Genomic DNA, 13,909 nt, shown 5'->3' on the forward strand with positions numbered 1-13,909 from the left:
ATACGCTGGTTTGCCAGTCTGCCCGGCCTGCGACGTTGACAGGGGGCGGGCAGTAAGGCTGGTTGGCGGCTTTCCAGGGACAGCCGCCGAAAGCGGAGTTTCTGTTGGATTGTGGAAATGTAGAACAATCCAGAACTTGTTGAACAATCTACGCGACGCAGATCACAGGGTCAAGAGCCTCACGCCGTCAAACGTCAGGAACGGTCGGACTGGTTAAGCGCGAAGTGACACTTGTGGCCCTCGGAAGTGGGGCCTCAAGTGTCCGTTCGCGCTTATGAAATGGTGGGCGGAGCCAGCTAGGACGTGTGGACTGCAGTCTGGTGCGCTTCGGACCTGGCAAGATACGCAAGTAGGCGCTCAGCCGCCAGCTCGGCGTCGCCGGCTTCGAGGGCACTGCAGATTTCTTCGTTGTCCGCCAGGTAATCCTGGTAGAAGCCGCCGGCTATCGCGGCCCTGTGGAAGAACAGCCTCATCTCGGCCAGCACCTGCGACATGATGGTGTTCAGCCGCTCACTGCCAGCCATGGCCACCAGTGCGCCGTGGAAGTGCTGGTTGGCAGTTCCGAGCCCTTCGCTGTCGCCGGCAGCAGCCGCGCGCTTCCCTTCCTCGACGGCGGCCCGCACGGCGGCAACGCTTTCGGGGCTTCCGCCCCCGCGGACTGCACTGACTTCGATGGCGCGGCGGACGACATAGACATCATGAATGTCGCTGACCTCCAGGCTGGCAACAAAGACGCCCCGGTTGGGCTGGCGAACAACCAGACGCTCGCTGGCGAGTTCGGCGAACGCCTCGCGCACGGTATTGCGCGAGACGCCGAGCTCTTCAGACAGGGCCTCTTCCTTGAGCTTCGTCCCCGGCGGCAGCACGCCTTCGGCGATCTGCAGCCGGAGTTCACTGGCGACGCGGGTTGCCACCGACGGAACAGCCACGCGCAGCCGGGAGATTCCCGCCTGCCCGCCTTGTGGCGCAGCCATTGGTCCGCGGAGCGGGGAAGTTTCGGGGTTTGCGTCAACAGGGGCCATACGTCCGAATCTACACGAACCCACCACAATTGGATTGTTGGATTGTTGAACATTTTGCTGTTTGGGTGCATGCTTATTCAAGGACGAGTTGAGATGAGGGTCACAATGCACGCAATAGATTTGAACAGCGACGTCGGTGAGTCCTTCGGGCGATGGAGCCTCGGCGACGATGCCGCGATGATGGCGTCGGTTTCCAGTGCCAACGTCGCCTGCGGATTCCACGCCGGCGATCCGAGCGTCATCAGGAATACCTGTGAGGCGGCCGCGAAGGCCGGCGTCGCCGTTGGCGCCCACGTGGGATACCGCGATCTGGCCGGGTTCGGCCGCCGGTTCATGGACGTCGATCCGCGGGAACTGGCCGACGACGTCGTCTACCAGATCGGCGCGCTGCAGGCCCTGGCTGCCACAGCCGGCACCCGCGTCCGCTACGTCAAGCCGCACGGAGGCCTGTACAACGCGATCGTCCACAACACCGCACAGGCGCGGGCCGTCGTGGAGGCCGTGAAGTCCGTGGACCCGGGCTTGCCCATTCTTGGCTTGCCCGGATCGGAAGTCCTGCGGCTTGCCGGGGCCTCGGGGCTCCGTGCGGTCTCCGAAGCCTTCGCCGACAGGGCCTACAACCCGAACGGCACACTGGCCTCCCGCTCCCAGCCGGGCTCCGTGCTCGACGACCCGGACATGGTTGCCGCCCGTGTCCTCCGAATGACCGCCGGCGAAACCATCCGGGCCATTGACGGGTCCGACCTGAAAATCCAGGCGGAGTCCGTTTGCGTCCACGGCGATTCGCCGGGCGCCGTCGCCATGGCAGTGGCAGTGAGAGCCGCGCTGGATGACGCCGGAATCACCATCACAGCCTTTGCCTAGCCGGCAACCACCGGCAACCAACCAGCAACGAACAGCAGAATTCAGGATCTGATGGCAATCACCAAACGTGAAACTCCAGCCGCTGCAGCGGCCCCGCCGACGCACGCGGACCGCCCGGGCAGAGTCCGCTCCGTGCGGCCCGTGGGGACCCGCACGGTACTCGCCGAGCTTTCCGGGCTGCAGGACGTGCTCGCCCTGCAGGCAGCGCTCTTTGAGGCGCCGCTTCCGGGACAGCAGGACGTCCTGGCAGCAGCCGAGACCGTCATGGTCAGGGCCGAGTCGCCGGCAGCCGCCCGGCGCATTGCCAGGATCCTCCTGGAGCTGGACCTCGCGGCCCCGACGCCGCAGGACGGGGGGCTGGTGGTCATCGACACCGTGTACGACGGCGAAGACCTCGCCGAAGTGGGGAAACTGACCGGCCTCGGTGTGGAGGGTGTGATCGCGGCACACTGCGGCCAGACCTGGACAGTGGCATTCGCCGGGTTCGCCCCTGGCTTCGGCTACATGGTGGGAGAGAACCAGGCGCTCGAGGTTCCCCGCCGAAGCTCCCCGCGCACCGCTGTGCCCGCGGGGTCGGTCGCGCTGGCCGGAAACTATTCAGCCGTCTATCCGCGCAGGTCCCCCGGCGGCTGGCAGCTGATCGGCCGCACCGGAGCCCGCATGTGGGACCTCGACCGCCCCGAACCCGCGCTGGCAAGCCCCGGCCACAGCGTCCGGTTCCGCGCGGTCCGTGACGTGGTCCAGATGGCCTCCGAGACCCCCGCTTCCGCTGCGCCTGAAAAGGAGCAGCCGGTCGCTGAGGCCAGCTCCGGGCTCCGTGTCCTTTCCCCGGGAATCCACAGCCTGATCGAGGACCTTGGCCGGCAGGGCCATTCTGCCTTGGGCGTCTCCGCGGCCGGGGCACTCGACCGGGCCTCGCTCCGCAGGGCCAACCGGCTCGTGGGGAATGCCCCGTCGGCCGCCGCCATCGAGACAGTGTCGGGCGGCCTGAAAGTGCAGGCCGTCGGAGACCAGGTCCTGGCCGTTGCCGGCGCGCCGTCGGCACTCTCTGTCGTCACGCCGTCGGACAACGGTTCCGGAGAAACCGAAAGGCAGCGCACCGTGCCGGTGGCCTCACCCTTCGCCCTCCTCGACGGCGAGATCCTCACCATCGGCGTTCCCGAAGCCGGCTTCCGGAGCTACCTGGCAATGCGTGGCGGCGTGGCAGCCGATCCCGTCCTCGGCAGCCGCTCCACGGACACCATGTCCGGAATCGGGCCCGCGCCCTTGGCCGCGGGGCAGCTGCTGCCCGCCGGCGGTGAGGCTGAATCCGGCGTCGTGGGCAGTCCGGAGCTCCAGCCCGACTACCCGCACGGAGGGGTCACCGTACTGGACATCGTCCCGGGCCCGCGCGCCGACTGGTTCGACCAGGCCAGCCTGGATTCACTGTGCGGGCAGGACTGGACCGTCAAACCGGAATCCAACCGGGTAGGCATGAGGCTGCAAGGGACACCCCTGCAGCGCAGCCGTGCCGGCGAACTCCCCAGCGAGGGAACAGTGGCCGGCGCCATCCAGATGCCGCCGGAGGGCCTGCCCGTGCTCTTCCTCGCGGACCATCCCATTACCGGCGGCTACCCCGTCATCGGCGTGGTGGTGGACCACCAGCTTGACCTGGCCGCCCAGGTGCCCATCGGCGGAAGCATCCGTTTCCGCATCTCCCCCGAATACACCACCCCCAACTCCGGTGCCAACGAAGCCTCCGCCGGCCTGCCGGCCGGCTCCCCCAGAAAGGGAAATAATTAATGCGCAAGGTCCTGATTGCCAACCGCGGTGAAATCGCCGTCCGCGTAGCCCGAGCCTGCGACGACGCGCAGCTGGCATCCGTCGCCGTATATGCGGACATCGATGCCGACGCCATGCATGTGGCCGCTGCGGACGAGGCCTTCAGCCTCGGCGGCAACTCTCCTGCTGACACCTACCTAAACATCGGGAAGCTGCTCAACGTGGCTATCGAATCCGGTGCGGATGCCGTGCACCCCGGATACGGCTTCCTGTCCGAGAACGCGGACTTTGCCCAGGCCGTGCTGGACGCCGGGCTGGCATGGATCGGCCCCTCGCCGGAGGCCATCCGGCAGTTGGGCAACAAGATCACTGCCCGCGAAATCGCGGTACGCGCCGGTGCCCCGCTGGTGGCAGGCAGTGACGGACCCGTGGATTCGGCCGCCGAGGCCCGCGCCTTCGCCGAACAGCACGGGCTCCCGATCGCCATCAAGGCAGCCTTCGGCGGCGGCGGCCGCGGGCTGAAGGTGGTCCGGAAGATGGACGAGATCGAGGAGTCCTTCGACTCGGCCGTGCGTGAAGCCGTGGCCGCCTTCGGCAGGGGCGAATGCTTCGTGGAGCGCTACCTGGACCGGCCGCGCCACGTCGAAGCGCAGGTGCTCGCGGACACGCGCGGCAACGTCGTCGTCGTCGGAACCCGCGACTGCTCCCTGCAGCGCCGGCACCAGAAGCTCGTGGAAGAAGCCCCGGCGCCGTTCCTCAGTGACGCGCAGCGGCAGCAGATTTACGACGCCGCCAAGGCAGTGTGCCGGGAAGCCGGCTATTCCGGCGCTGGCACCGTGGAGTTCCTGGTCGCCGCCGACGGGACCGTCGCCTTCCTCGAGGTGAACACCCGGCTGCAGGTGGAGCACCCCATCACCGAGGAAACCACCGGGATCGATCTCGTCCAGGAACAGTTCCGGATCGCTGCCGGGGAACCGCTGGGCATCACCGATGACCCGGCACCCCGCGGGCATTCCTTCGAGTTCCGGCTCAATGCCGAGGACGTTGGCCGCGGATTCCTGCCCTCCCCCGGAACCATCGGCGAATTCCACGGACCCACCGGCCCCGGAATCCGCCTGGACACCGGCGTCCGCTCCGGCTCCTTCGTGGCACCGCAGTTCGACTCCCTCCTCGCCAAACTGATTGTCACCGGCGCGGACCGCCAGCAGGCGCTGCGCCGGGCCCGCCGGGCGCTGGCCGAAATCAACATCACGGGAGTTGCCACCGTCCTGCCGTTCCACCGCGCCGTGCTCGAGTCCCCGGATTTCACCTCCGAAACGGGGCTGGGCATCCATACGCGGTGGATCGAAACGGACTTTGCCGACCTCATCCCGGCCGATCCCGGCTTCAGCACCACGGGCCCCGAGGGTGTCCGGCGCACCATTACGGTCGATGTGGACGGGCGCCGGCTCGCCGTCGGGCTCCCGGCCGACCTGCTGGACGGCTGGGCGCGGTCAGGGCAGGCGCTTCCGGGCGGAGTTTCAGGCATCCCGGCCGACGGCGACGGTGCGGGCACCGGGGCTGCCGGCGACCCGGCGGAACTCCGCGCCGCGATGAGCGGCACGGTGGTCAAGTGGCTGGTGGAACCCGGGACCGAGGTAAGCGCCGGTGACCCGGTGCTCGTGCTGGAGGCGATGAAAATGGAGAGCAGCGTTCCCGCCCACCGGGGAGGAATCCTCTCCGGTGTCACCGCCGCTTCCGGTGAGCTGGTCACCGCCGGCTCCGTTCTTGCACTGATCGGCTGAGAGCCGAGGGCGACGGCGGGACTCCCGCCGTCGTTTGACGGCAGTGCCCGCGATTGTTCACAGTGAGTGGGTGCCGTCAAACGTCGAGAACGGGGCCCCGGGCCCGCCACATCCCGGCAGTCGGCCCTGGCTGTCGCAGGCCGCCGCGCTGCTCGGCTTTCTGGCGGTGTCGTGGATGGTATCGGCGCTGGGGTCCCTGCCGATCAGGATGAACGCCGATGGCTGGTACGCCGCAGCCGAGAAGGCGCCGTGGACCCCGCCCGGTTGGATGTTCGCCGCAGTCTGGTTGCCTCTGTATGCCGCGATGGCCGTGGCGGCCTGGCTGGTCTGGCGGCAGTTCCCCCGAAGTGCCGCGCTCAGGCTCTACGGGATCCAGTTGGCGCTGAACCTGGCGTGGCCGGCGATGTTTTTCGGCATGTACCCAATGCTGGGGACCGCCGCCTTGTGGCTCGCATTTGCGATTCTTGCAGCGCTCGCCGCGGCAGTGACTCTTACCGTCCTGCGTTTCGGGCCCATCAGCAGGGCGGCTGGGCTGCTGATGCTGCCGTACGTTTCGTGGCTCGTGTTCTCGGGAAGCCTGAACCTCTACGCAGCCCTGCACAACTGAGGCAGGCGCCGGGGCCCAGGCGCCGGGCACCTGCAATAGCACCTGGCCCGCGGTAGCCTTGGGACGTGGAGGGCACATGACGGTTCGAAGCGCAGGCATCCTGCTGTACCGGCACGGCGCTGACGCGCAGCCGGAAGTGTGGATAGCCCATATGGGCGGGCCGTTCTGGGCAGGCAAGGATGAGCGTGCCTGGTCCGTTCCCAAGGGCGAGTACCTCGAAGACGAGGATCCGCTCATTGCGGCAATGCGCGAATTTGCCGAGGAAATGGGCACCCCCGCCCCGCCCGGCGACTACATCGAGCTGGGCGCTTTTCGGCAACCTTCAGGCAAGATCATCACGGTCTTCGCAGCAGAAGCGGACTTCGAGCCCGAGCGGATTGTGAGCAACACGTTTTCGTTGGAATGGCCGAAAGGGTCCGGGATAATCCGCGACTACCCCGAGGTCGACGGCGCCAGGTGGTTCACAGTATCCGAAGCCCGCACGAAGTTGGTGAAGGGGCAAGTGGCCATCCTCGATGCGCTCGTTGAGCTCTCCTCCTAGCCAGTCATGACGACCAGTTCCACCGGGACTGCGCGGCGGACCGCGTCGTCCACGGGAGAATGCTCGTCCGCCCACTGAACGATGTCCCGGAGGGTGGCATCGTCAGCGTCCGCGGCTGCCACGCGGACCAACGTGCGCAGGCCGAGGGGGCCCGCCGGAATGTCATCACCGAGTCCCAGCAGGCCGCGGTTGTCAGATTCGCTGTCGACTTCGACTTCCAGCAGGGACAGATCCACTCCCTTCTCAGCGGCGCGCATCGCAATGAGCGAGGCGAGGCAGGCGGCGCTCGCGGAGCGAAGCATCCAGCCAGGCGTGGGCGCGGACCCCTTCCCGCCGACACCCGGGGCCATGTCCGTCACCAGGGACCAGCCACGCGGCCCTTCAACCCGTACGCGGAGGCCCTCCTCCAGTACGGCCGTGGCCTTCGAGTCACGGGAGCAGGCCTTTTCCGGGCGGTCGTTCAGGTACTGCCGGGAGCGTGTGATCGCCTGGGCTATTTCCGACTGCGACATGTCTGTACCCACTTCGGCAACAGGATCCGGTCAGGACGGAGCAAAGACTACACCGCCGGGTCCCAAGGCGAAATGCCCGGCGGTTTGCGGGCGCTGACAGCGGAGACCCGGCTCGCACCCACACATGCGCCGAGGGCGAATGGAGCCGGCCGCGACGGCCGACGGCGGGAGGTCCCGGCGTCGTCTGCTAGCGTTCCGCGGTGGCCGCGGTAATAGCAGGAGACTCGCCGGCTTCCGTCGTGCCGTCGCTGGCATCCCCGTCCTCTCCGGGCGGGGACGGCTTGTAGACCCATGCCACCAGAACCACCGAAATGATCATCAGCAGGAACCACGAGACGAGTTTGTCGAGTGAGACCATCTGCCAGCCGGCGAGCTGGCTGGGGTACAGCCAGGCCCCGGACCAGGTCGCGATGTTCTCGGCGATCCAAATAAAGAGGGCCACGAGCAGGAACGCCAGGACCAGGGGCATTCGGAACTGCCTGCGGAACACCCGGAAGTGCATCAGGCACCGGCCGAAGATCACCACGACGGCGGCCAGCAGAATCCAGCGGGCGTCAAAGATGTAGTGGTGCGTGAAGAAGTTCGCGTAGATGGCCGCAGCCAGGATCGCCGTGACCCACCGCCGCGGATAGCCGGCGAAGCGCAGGTCGAAGAGCCGGAAGACACGGACCATATAGGACCCGACCGCCGCGTACATGAAACCGCTGAAGAGCGGAACCGACCCGATGCGCAGGAAGCCCTCGGCCTCGTAGGTCCACGACCCGACGTCGGTCTTGAACAGCTCCATCACCGTGCCCACCAGATGGAAGAGAACAATCACGCGCAATTCACGGGCAGTTTCCAGCCGCGTGGCAATCATCAGGATCTGGATGGCAACCGCCGCGAGTGTCAGGAAGTCATTCCTGGCCAGGGCAGCGTCGTCCGGGTACCACAGGCGGGCCGCCAGGATCACCGCGAGGAGCGCGGCGCCAAAGATGCACGCCCAGGCCTGCTTCAAGCCAAAGACGGCAAACTCGAGGAGCCTCGAACGGACGCCGTCGGCAGCCGCCCGGTCCAGGAGCCGATGTGCACGTTCATCGATTCGACGCTCTACGGACGTGAAGCTGCGCATTGTTACCCCGTTCCCCCGCCACGAGTGGCACTGTGTAGTTTTCCAGTCCACGGTAGCCCAGAGTCCCCCGGTGCACCCCCGGTGGTTGAGCTTGTCGAAACCCAGGATTCGACAGGCTCAACCACCGGCCCTATGCCCCGGCGTCGACGGAGGCCCGGCTGCCGTTTGTTTCCAACTGCCTGGCGATCCCCTCTACCAACGACGCCGGATCATCGAGGATGTCCACAAGAACATGGGCCTCATCCGATGCCAGTGGTTCGAGCGTGGCCAGCTGGGAGGCGAGCAGACTGCTCGGCATGTATTCGTGCGCCCGGCCGCTCAGCCGCCGGGAAATGGTTGCGGCCTCGCCGGAGAGATGAATGAACACCAGATCCGGTGCGAAGCTGCGCAAGAGGTCGCGGTAGCTGCGCTTGAGCGCCGAGCAGGCGATGATGCGGGAGCCGGCACCCTCGGCCGGCGTTGCCAGGGCGGCACCGATTTCGGCGAGCCACGGCGCCCGGTCGTCGTCGTCGAGCGGGATTCCGGCAGCCATCTTGGCCTTGTTGGCGGGAGGATGGAAGTCGTCCCCGTCAAAGAAGGGCAGCCCCAGCCGCTCCCCCAACCGGGCGCCGATGGTGGACTTTCCGCAGCCGGATACGCCCATGACAACCAAAGGCGGGAGGTTCGTGATCATATCTTCGTCCTTCACTTACCTGCGGAGCCAAAGCTCAGCAGCACCTTGCCGGATTCCGCGGAGTTGCGGGCGACCCCGAAGGCCTCGACGGCCGCCTCTACCGGAAATTCGTGGGTGATGACCGGTTCGATGTGCAGGGTGCCGTCGGCCAGTGCGGCGATGACGTCATCGATTTCATCGTTGAAGCGGAAGGAGCCCTTCAGGTCGAGTTCCCGGGTGATGGCCAGGGAGATCAGCACCGGCTGCGGGCCGGTGGGCAGCAGCCCGACCATCACCACTGTCCCGCCGCGCGCGGCGCCCTGGATGGCCGAGGCCAGGCCGTGGTGGTTGCCGGAGGACTCAATGACAATGTCCGCTTCGACGGCGGCGATCGCCTCGGCGTCGCCGGCGGCCAGCATCTGATCCGCCCCCACGGCCGCGGCAATTTCGAGCGGTTTGGCGTGCATGTCGACGGCGACGATCCGGCCGGCGCCGGCCCGCTTCAGCACCGCGACGGCCAGCGCCCCGATGGGGCCGCTGCCGATCACCAGCGCGGTCTTGCCCGCGACGCCTCCGGCCCGGGACACCGCATGCCAGGCCACGGATGCCGGTTCAATCAGCGCCGCGGTGCGCAGGTCGAGGCCTTCCGGCAACGCCCGCAGCATCCGCACCGGCAGGTTCACGTACCGGCTGAACGCCCCGTCGGTGTGCGGGTAGCGGGCGGCGCTGCCGAGGTAGGTGCAGCCGGGCGAGAGGTTGGGCCGGTCCGCCGGATACCGGGCCGCGCCCGGGCCCGGGGTGGCCGGATGGACCGCTACCGGGGTGCCGGCGGCGGGGCCGGTCCCGTCCGCCGCGGCACGGACCACCCGGCCGGAGATCTCGTGCCCGAGCACCAGGGGCGCCTTCAGGATCGACTCACCGGCGGCACCGTGCAGCCAGTAGTGCAGGTCCGAACCGCAGATGCCGCCATACAGGACCTCGACGACGGCCTCATCCGCAGCGGGAGCGCTGAGGGAGAGGTCGTCGATCCGCAGGTCGCCTTTGGCGTGGGCGACGACGGCAGGACCGGAGACAGGAAGGGCTGTGCTTGTGGACATCAGACCACCACCGTCATTCCGCCGTCGATGAAGATGGTCTGGCCGTTCACGAAGTCCGAGCCGCTGGACGCCAGCCATACCGCCGGGCCGGCCAGGTCCTGGACGGTGCCCCACCGGTGCGCCGGCGTGCGGCCCAGGATCCAGGCGTTGAACTCCTCGTCGTCCACCAGGTTCTGCGTCATCTCGGTATGGATGTACCCGGGCGCGATGCCGTTGATCTGCAGGCCCGACCCGGCCCATTCGGCGGTCATGGCGCGGGTCAGGTTCCGCAGCCCGCCCTTGGCCGCGATGTAGGGGGCGATGGTGGGACGCGCGAGGTCGGTCTGCACCGAGCAGATATTGATGATCTTGCCGCGGCCCCGGGTGATCATGTGCCGGGCCGCTTCCCGGCCGACCAGGAAAGCGCTGGTCAGATCGGTGGAGATAACCCGCTCCCAGTCCTTCACATCCAGCTCCAGCATCGGCACCCTGTGCTGGATGCCGGCGTTGTTCACCAGGATCTCCAGCGGCCCAACGTTCTCCTCGACCCACGCAATGCCCCGCGCCGCCTCGGAGTCGCTGGTGACGTCGAACGCACAGCTGTGCACCCGCCCCGGTGCGTACTCGGCGGTCATCGCCGCTTCGGCGTCCTTGAGCCGTTCGGCATTGATGCCGTTCAGCACCACGGTGGCACCGGAGTCGGCCAGGGCCCGGGCCAGGGCGTTGCCGATCCCCCGGCTCGAACCGGTCACCAACGCAACCCGTCCGGTCAAATCAAACAGTGAATTCATGAGAAGGGACCGTTCTGCACGAGGTTCGCCGGGGCCTGCCCGGCGGCCAGGGCTTCGAGCTGCTTCCGGAGGAGCTTGAGGATCCTGGGCTGGAAAGCCGAGGCGTTGCCGCCGACGTGCGGGGTGATCAGCGCGTTGGGCGTGGACCACAGCGCATGGTCCTGCGGAAGCGGTTCCGGATCAACGACGTCGAGCGCGCACTGCAGGCGCCCGGACAGGACTTCCTTGGTCAGGGCGGCGGTGTCCACCACCGGGCCGCGGCCGACGTTCACCACCAGGGCACCGTCCGGCAGGGCTGCGAGGACCTCTTCGCCAATCAGCTGGTGCGTCTGCTCGTTCAGCGGCAGCACGGTCACCAGGATGTCGTGCGTCGCAGCGAGCGCGGTCAGCTCGGAAGATGCGTGCACTTCGCCGTGCTTGTCGGTGCGGGCCGAACTCCCCACCCGCGTGACCGTGACTTCGAAGGGCTCCAGGCGGCGGGCGATCTCATGCCCGATCCCGCCGACGCCCACCAGCAGCACGCGCCGGTCCGCGAGGGACTGGCGCCGCTCCGGACGCCAGAGGCCGTACTGCTGGTCCCGGACGGCCTGGTCGATGCCGCGCAGCTTCGCCAGGATCAGCCCCACGGCAAGTTCCGCCGTCGCGGCCGCATGCACACCGGAGGCATTCGCGACGCCGGCCGCCGGACCGGCCGCCTCGACGACCCCGTCGTAGCCGGTGGACTGCGTCTGGACGAACTTCAGGTCCTCAACCCTGGCGAGGGATCCCAGCACCGCGGCGGCGTCGATGTACGGGAGGATGACGCCGTCGATCTCCTCCAGCGTCCCGCCGTCGGGATCCGACTTCAGGTCCCACACGACTCCTCTGAGCCCTGCGGGAAGGGGTGAAAGATCGGCGAGCAGTTGCCGGTCGGGGAAGCTGACGGTGCGGACTGTTTGCATCGGGAAACCTATCGGTCTTGCGGGTGAAGTGGGGGCAGGGCGGAAGGGCGGGACTGAGCGGCTAGCGCCGGTCGAACGTGAGGCCGCCGGGGACCTGGAAGGTGGGCATAAGTTCCAGCATGCCCACGTTCACGTGCCGGGGCGTTTCGATCGCGTAGTCCATCGCGTTGACGATGTCGTCCGTGGTCAGCGACTCGTAGCCTTCGTAGTACGTCTTCCACGCTTCTTCCATGGCCTCGGGGGTGCCGCCCATGTTCCGTCCGAAGATCTCGGTTTCGACGCGTCCGGGGCAGATCTCGGTGACGCGGATGCGCTTGCCCACCGTGTCGTTGCGCAGCTGCCGGGAGATCTGGTGCACCGCGGCCTTGGTGGCGTGATAGACGGTGTGGCCGTAGAAGTTGTAGAGGCCGGCGATGGAGCTGATGTTGATGACGTGCCCGCGGTCGCGCTCCACCATGCCCGGCAACACCAGCCGGGTCAGCTGCAGCAGACCGCGCAGGTTGACGTCAATGAGTTCATCGATGTCGCCCTCGCTGGAGTCCAGGATGTTCCCGGGCCGGGACACACCGGCACAGTTCACCAGTACGTCCACTTCGAGTTCACCGACGACGGCGGCCAGCGCCGCGGTGTCGGTGAGGTCGACGACGTGGGGTACGGCCCCGGTCTTGTCGGCCAGTTCCTTCAGCCGCTCCTCGTTGCGGGCCAGCGCGTGGACCGTGAGTCCCCGCTTCGCCAGGCGTTCGGCGATCGCGGCGCCCATTCCGGTGGACGCGCCGGTGACGACGGCTGTTGAGTAGTCAGAAAAAGGCATGTAAGTCTCCTGGTGGGTGCGGCGGCGCTGGTGCCCCGCAAGTGGTGCAGTGCGCTGCCGTTGGGGCAGCGCACTGCTGTTCGGATGGTGGTTGGTTAGGCGTCGCGGAGCGGCAGGTGTGCCCGGTCCTTGACCGTGCTGACGGCGGCGAGGGTGCCCAGCGCGGTGATGACCGCGTAGAAGGCCGGCATGTAGATGTTGCCGGTGGAGGAGATCAGCCAGGTCATCAGCAGCGGCGCGGTGCCGCCGAAGAGCGCCGACGAGATGTTGTAGCCCAGGCCGTAGGCGGAGTACCGCACGCGGGTGGGGAACAGCTCGACGATCAGGATGTGGATCACTGCGGTGTGGCCGGCAAAGACCACTGCCATGATGGAGGCACCCAGGATGGCCAGTGCCATCTCGCCGGTGGCGATCAGGGCGTAGGCCGGGATTCCGAGGATGGCCATGGCGATTGCGGAGCCCGCGATGACCTTCTTGCGGCCGACGCGGTCAGAGAGGGCGCCCATGAACGGGATGGCGATGCAGATGACCACCAGGCTGCAGGCGGTGACGAGAAGTGCCTCGCCGATGGTGAAGTTGAGCTGCTTGCCCTTCAGGAACGTGGGCATGTAGGAGAACAGGACGTAGTAGCCGGATCCGTTCATCAGCGGGATGAACAGGGCCAGGAGCATGGCACGGCGGTGTTCGGGGGAGGCGAAGGCTTCCTTCAGCGGGTTCTTGGACAGCCCGCCCTCTTCCTTCAGCTTCACGAAGTTGGGGGTGTCCGCGATGGCCTTGCGGATGTACCAGCCGATGACGCCCATGGGGATGGCGACCAGGAACGGAATGCGCCATGCGAACGAGCCGAAGCCGCCGCCGTCGATCGCGGCCTGGGTGAGCCAGGGTGACATGGAGTAGGCCACGAGGGTGCCGGTGAGCAGCGCTGCGAAAGAGGCGATCTGTGCGTAGGAGGTGATGACGCCGCGCTTGCCTTCAGGGGCGTGCTCGGCGAGGAAGGTCATGGCGCCGGCGGCTTCGCCGCCAACGGAGAAGCCCTGCAGCATGCGGAGGAGCACCAGCAGGATCGGGGCGGCAATGCCGATGGCCGAGTAGGCCGGCAGCAAGCCGATGCCCGCCGTGGCGACGCTAATCAGCAGGATGACGAAGACCAACAGTTTTTGCCGTCCGATCCGGTCCCCCAGGACGCCGCAGACGACGGCGCCGAGGGGGCGTACGAAAAAGGACACAGCGTAGCCGGCGAAGACAAACAACAGGGCGTTGTCCGGGTTTCCGGGTGCCAGGAAGACAAGGGCAAGCGTTCCGGCCATGAAGGCGAAGATGCCGTTGTCGTAGAGCTCCACGAAAATGCCGACGCAGCCGGCAGTCACGACTTTGCGGGTCTGCTTGCTGCTGAGCCGCTCTTGCGGCTGGGCCGCGTGCGTAGAAGTTGACATGGC

14 protein-coding genes are annotated in these 13,909 nt (G+C 67.4%); 5 read left to right on the forward strand and 9 right to left on the reverse strand.

Annotation, left to right across the window (positions count from 1 at the left end; all coding sequences use genetic code 11):
* Nucleotides 1–296: 296 nt before the first annotated feature.
* On the reverse strand, nucleotides 297–974 hold the full coding sequence (locus AC3A3W_RS19930; protein WP_487444856.1) for a GntR family transcriptional regulator: 678 nt from the start codon (nucleotides 972–974) through the stop codon (nucleotides 297–299).
* Between the two features lie 153 nt (nucleotides 975–1,127).
* Here AC3A3W_RS19930 and AC3A3W_RS19935 point away from each other — a divergent pair, with 153 nt between their 5' ends.
* The 5 genes from AC3A3W_RS19935 to AC3A3W_RS19955 all read left to right on the forward strand — a co-directional run bounded on the left by AC3A3W_RS19935 (nucleotide 1,128) and on the right by AC3A3W_RS19955 (nucleotide 6,579).
* A complete protein-coding gene (locus tag AC3A3W_RS19935) occupies nucleotides 1,128–1,886 on the forward strand; it encodes a LamB/YcsF family protein (protein ID WP_487444975.1) in 759 nt (252 codons plus the stop codon).
* A gap of 51 nt (nucleotides 1,887–1,937) precedes the next feature.
* On the forward strand, nucleotides 1,938–3,668 hold the full coding sequence (locus tag AC3A3W_RS19940; protein ID WP_487444857.1) for a 5-oxoprolinase subunit B/C family protein: 1,731 nt from the start codon (nucleotides 1,938–1,940) through the stop codon (nucleotides 3,666–3,668).
* On the forward strand, nucleotides 3,668–5,431 hold the full coding sequence (locus AC3A3W_RS19945; protein ID WP_487444858.1) for an acetyl/propionyl/methylcrotonyl-CoA carboxylase subunit alpha: 1,764 nt from the start codon (nucleotides 3,668–3,670) through the stop codon (nucleotides 5,429–5,431). Before AC3A3W_RS19940 ends, AC3A3W_RS19945 begins: the two co-directional genes overlap by 1 nt.
* Before the next feature lie 70 nt (nucleotides 5,432–5,501).
* Nucleotides 5,502–6,038, forward strand: a complete 537-nt coding sequence (locus tag AC3A3W_RS19950; RefSeq protein ID WP_487444859.1) for a TspO/MBR family protein — start codon at nucleotides 5,502–5,504, stop codon at nucleotides 6,036–6,038.
* 76 nt (nucleotides 6,039–6,114) lie between these two features.
* A complete protein-coding gene (locus AC3A3W_RS19955) occupies nucleotides 6,115–6,579 on the forward strand; it encodes an NUDIX hydrolase (protein WP_487444860.1) in 465 nt (154 codons plus the stop codon).
* On the opposite strand, the gene AC3A3W_RS19960 is transcribed toward AC3A3W_RS19955, so the two are convergent.
* The 8 genes from AC3A3W_RS19960 to AC3A3W_RS19995 all read right to left on the reverse strand — a co-directional run bounded on the left by AC3A3W_RS19960 (nucleotide 6,576) and on the right by AC3A3W_RS19995 (nucleotide 13,906).
* Nucleotides 6,576–7,091 (reverse strand): OsmC family protein, encoded by a 516-nt coding sequence (locus AC3A3W_RS19960; protein ID WP_487444861.1) that lies wholly within the window; start codon nucleotides 7,089–7,091, stop codon nucleotides 6,576–6,578. The two genes, AC3A3W_RS19955 and AC3A3W_RS19960, sit on opposite strands and share 4 nt — an antisense overlap.
* 187 nt (nucleotides 7,092–7,278) lie before the next feature.
* Nucleotides 7,279–8,202 carry a DUF817 domain-containing protein gene (locus tag AC3A3W_RS19965; protein WP_487444862.1) on the reverse strand — a complete coding sequence of 308 codons (924 nt, stop codon included), beginning with the start codon at nucleotides 8,200–8,202 and terminating at the stop codon, nucleotides 7,279–7,281.
* Nucleotides 8,203–8,332: 130 nt separating this feature from the next.
* Entirely contained in the window at nucleotides 8,333–8,875 is a 543-nt protein-coding gene (locus AC3A3W_RS19970) for a gluconokinase (RefSeq protein WP_487444863.1), read from the reverse strand.
* Nucleotides 8,876–8,886: 11 nt separating this feature from the next.
* Nucleotides 8,887–9,951, reverse strand: a complete 1,065-nt coding sequence (locus AC3A3W_RS19975; protein WP_487444864.1) for an L-idonate 5-dehydrogenase — start codon at nucleotides 9,949–9,951, stop codon at nucleotides 8,887–8,889.
* On the reverse strand, nucleotides 9,951–10,721 hold the full coding sequence (locus AC3A3W_RS19980) for an SDR family oxidoreductase (RefSeq protein WP_487444865.1): 771 nt from the start codon (nucleotides 10,719–10,721) through the stop codon (nucleotides 9,951–9,953). The genes AC3A3W_RS19975 and AC3A3W_RS19980 overlap by 1 nt, the downstream gene beginning before the upstream one ends.
* Nucleotides 10,718–11,662, reverse strand: coding sequence for a 2-hydroxyacid dehydrogenase (locus AC3A3W_RS19985; RefSeq protein WP_487444866.1), 945 nt, complete (start codon nucleotides 11,660–11,662; stop codon nucleotides 10,718–10,720). The genes AC3A3W_RS19980 and AC3A3W_RS19985 overlap by 4 nt, the downstream gene beginning before the upstream one ends.
* A 61-nt stretch (nucleotides 11,663–11,723) precedes the next feature.
* Entirely contained in the window at nucleotides 11,724–12,473 is a 750-nt protein-coding gene (locus tag AC3A3W_RS19990; protein WP_487444867.1) for an SDR family oxidoreductase, read from the reverse strand.
* Between the two features lie 95 nt (nucleotides 12,474–12,568).
* Nucleotides 12,569–13,906: an MFS transporter gene (locus tag AC3A3W_RS19995; RefSeq protein ID WP_487444868.1), complete on the reverse strand. Its 1,338-nt coding sequence runs from the start codon at nucleotides 13,904–13,906 to the stop codon at nucleotides 12,569–12,571.
* Nucleotides 13,907–13,909: the final 3 nt, after the last annotated feature.

Source organism: Arthrobacter sp. Soil_N43 (assembly GCF_057655195.1).

Bases quoted from the DNA above. Each gene is read 5' to 3' on its own strand.
- AC3A3W_RS19955 (WP_487444860.1), top strand. From the start codon at position 6,115: ATGACGGTTCGAAGCGCAGGCATCCTGCTGTACCGGCACGGCGCTGAC.
- AC3A3W_RS19985 (WP_487444866.1), bottom strand. From the start codon at position 11,662: ATGCAAACAGTCCGCACCGTCAGCTTCCCCGACCGGCAACTGCTCGCC.
- AC3A3W_RS19945 (WP_487444858.1), top strand. From the start codon at position 3,668: ATGCGCAAGGTCCTGATTGCCAACCGCGGTGAAATCGCCGTCCGCGTA.
- AC3A3W_RS19995 (WP_487444868.1), bottom strand. From the start codon at position 13,906: ATGTCAACTTCTACGCACGCGGCCCAGCCGCAAGAGCGGCTCAGCAGC.
- AC3A3W_RS19940 (WP_487444857.1), top strand. From the start codon at position 1,938: ATGGCAATCACCAAACGTGAAACTCCAGCCGCTGCAGCGGCCCCGCCG.
- AC3A3W_RS19935 (WP_487444975.1), top strand. From the start codon at position 1,128: ATGCACGCAATAGATTTGAACAGCGACGTCGGTGAGTCCTTCGGGCGA.
- AC3A3W_RS19930 (WP_487444856.1), bottom strand. From the start codon at position 974: ATGGCTGCGCCACAAGGCGGGCAGGCGGGAATCTCCCGGCTGCGCGTG.
- AC3A3W_RS19970 (WP_487444863.1), bottom strand. From the start codon at position 8,875: ATGATCACGAACCTCCCGCCTTTGGTTGTCATGGGCGTATCCGGCTGC.
- AC3A3W_RS19975 (WP_487444864.1), bottom strand. From the start codon at position 9,951: ATGTCCACAAGCACAGCCCTTCCTGTCTCCGGTCCTGCCGTCGTCGCC.
- AC3A3W_RS19960 (WP_487444861.1), bottom strand. From the start codon at position 7,091: ATGTCGCAGTCGGAAATAGCCCAGGCGATCACACGCTCCCGGCAGTAC.
- AC3A3W_RS19980 (WP_487444865.1), bottom strand. From the start codon at position 10,721: ATGAATTCACTGTTTGATTTGACCGGACGGGTTGCGTTGGTGACCGGT.
- AC3A3W_RS19990 (WP_487444867.1), bottom strand. From the start codon at position 12,473: ATGCCTTTTTCTGACTACTCAACAGCCGTCGTCACCGGCGCGTCCACC.
- AC3A3W_RS19965 (WP_487444862.1), bottom strand. From the start codon at position 8,202: ATGCGCAGCTTCACGTCCGTAGAGCGTCGAATCGATGAACGTGCACAT.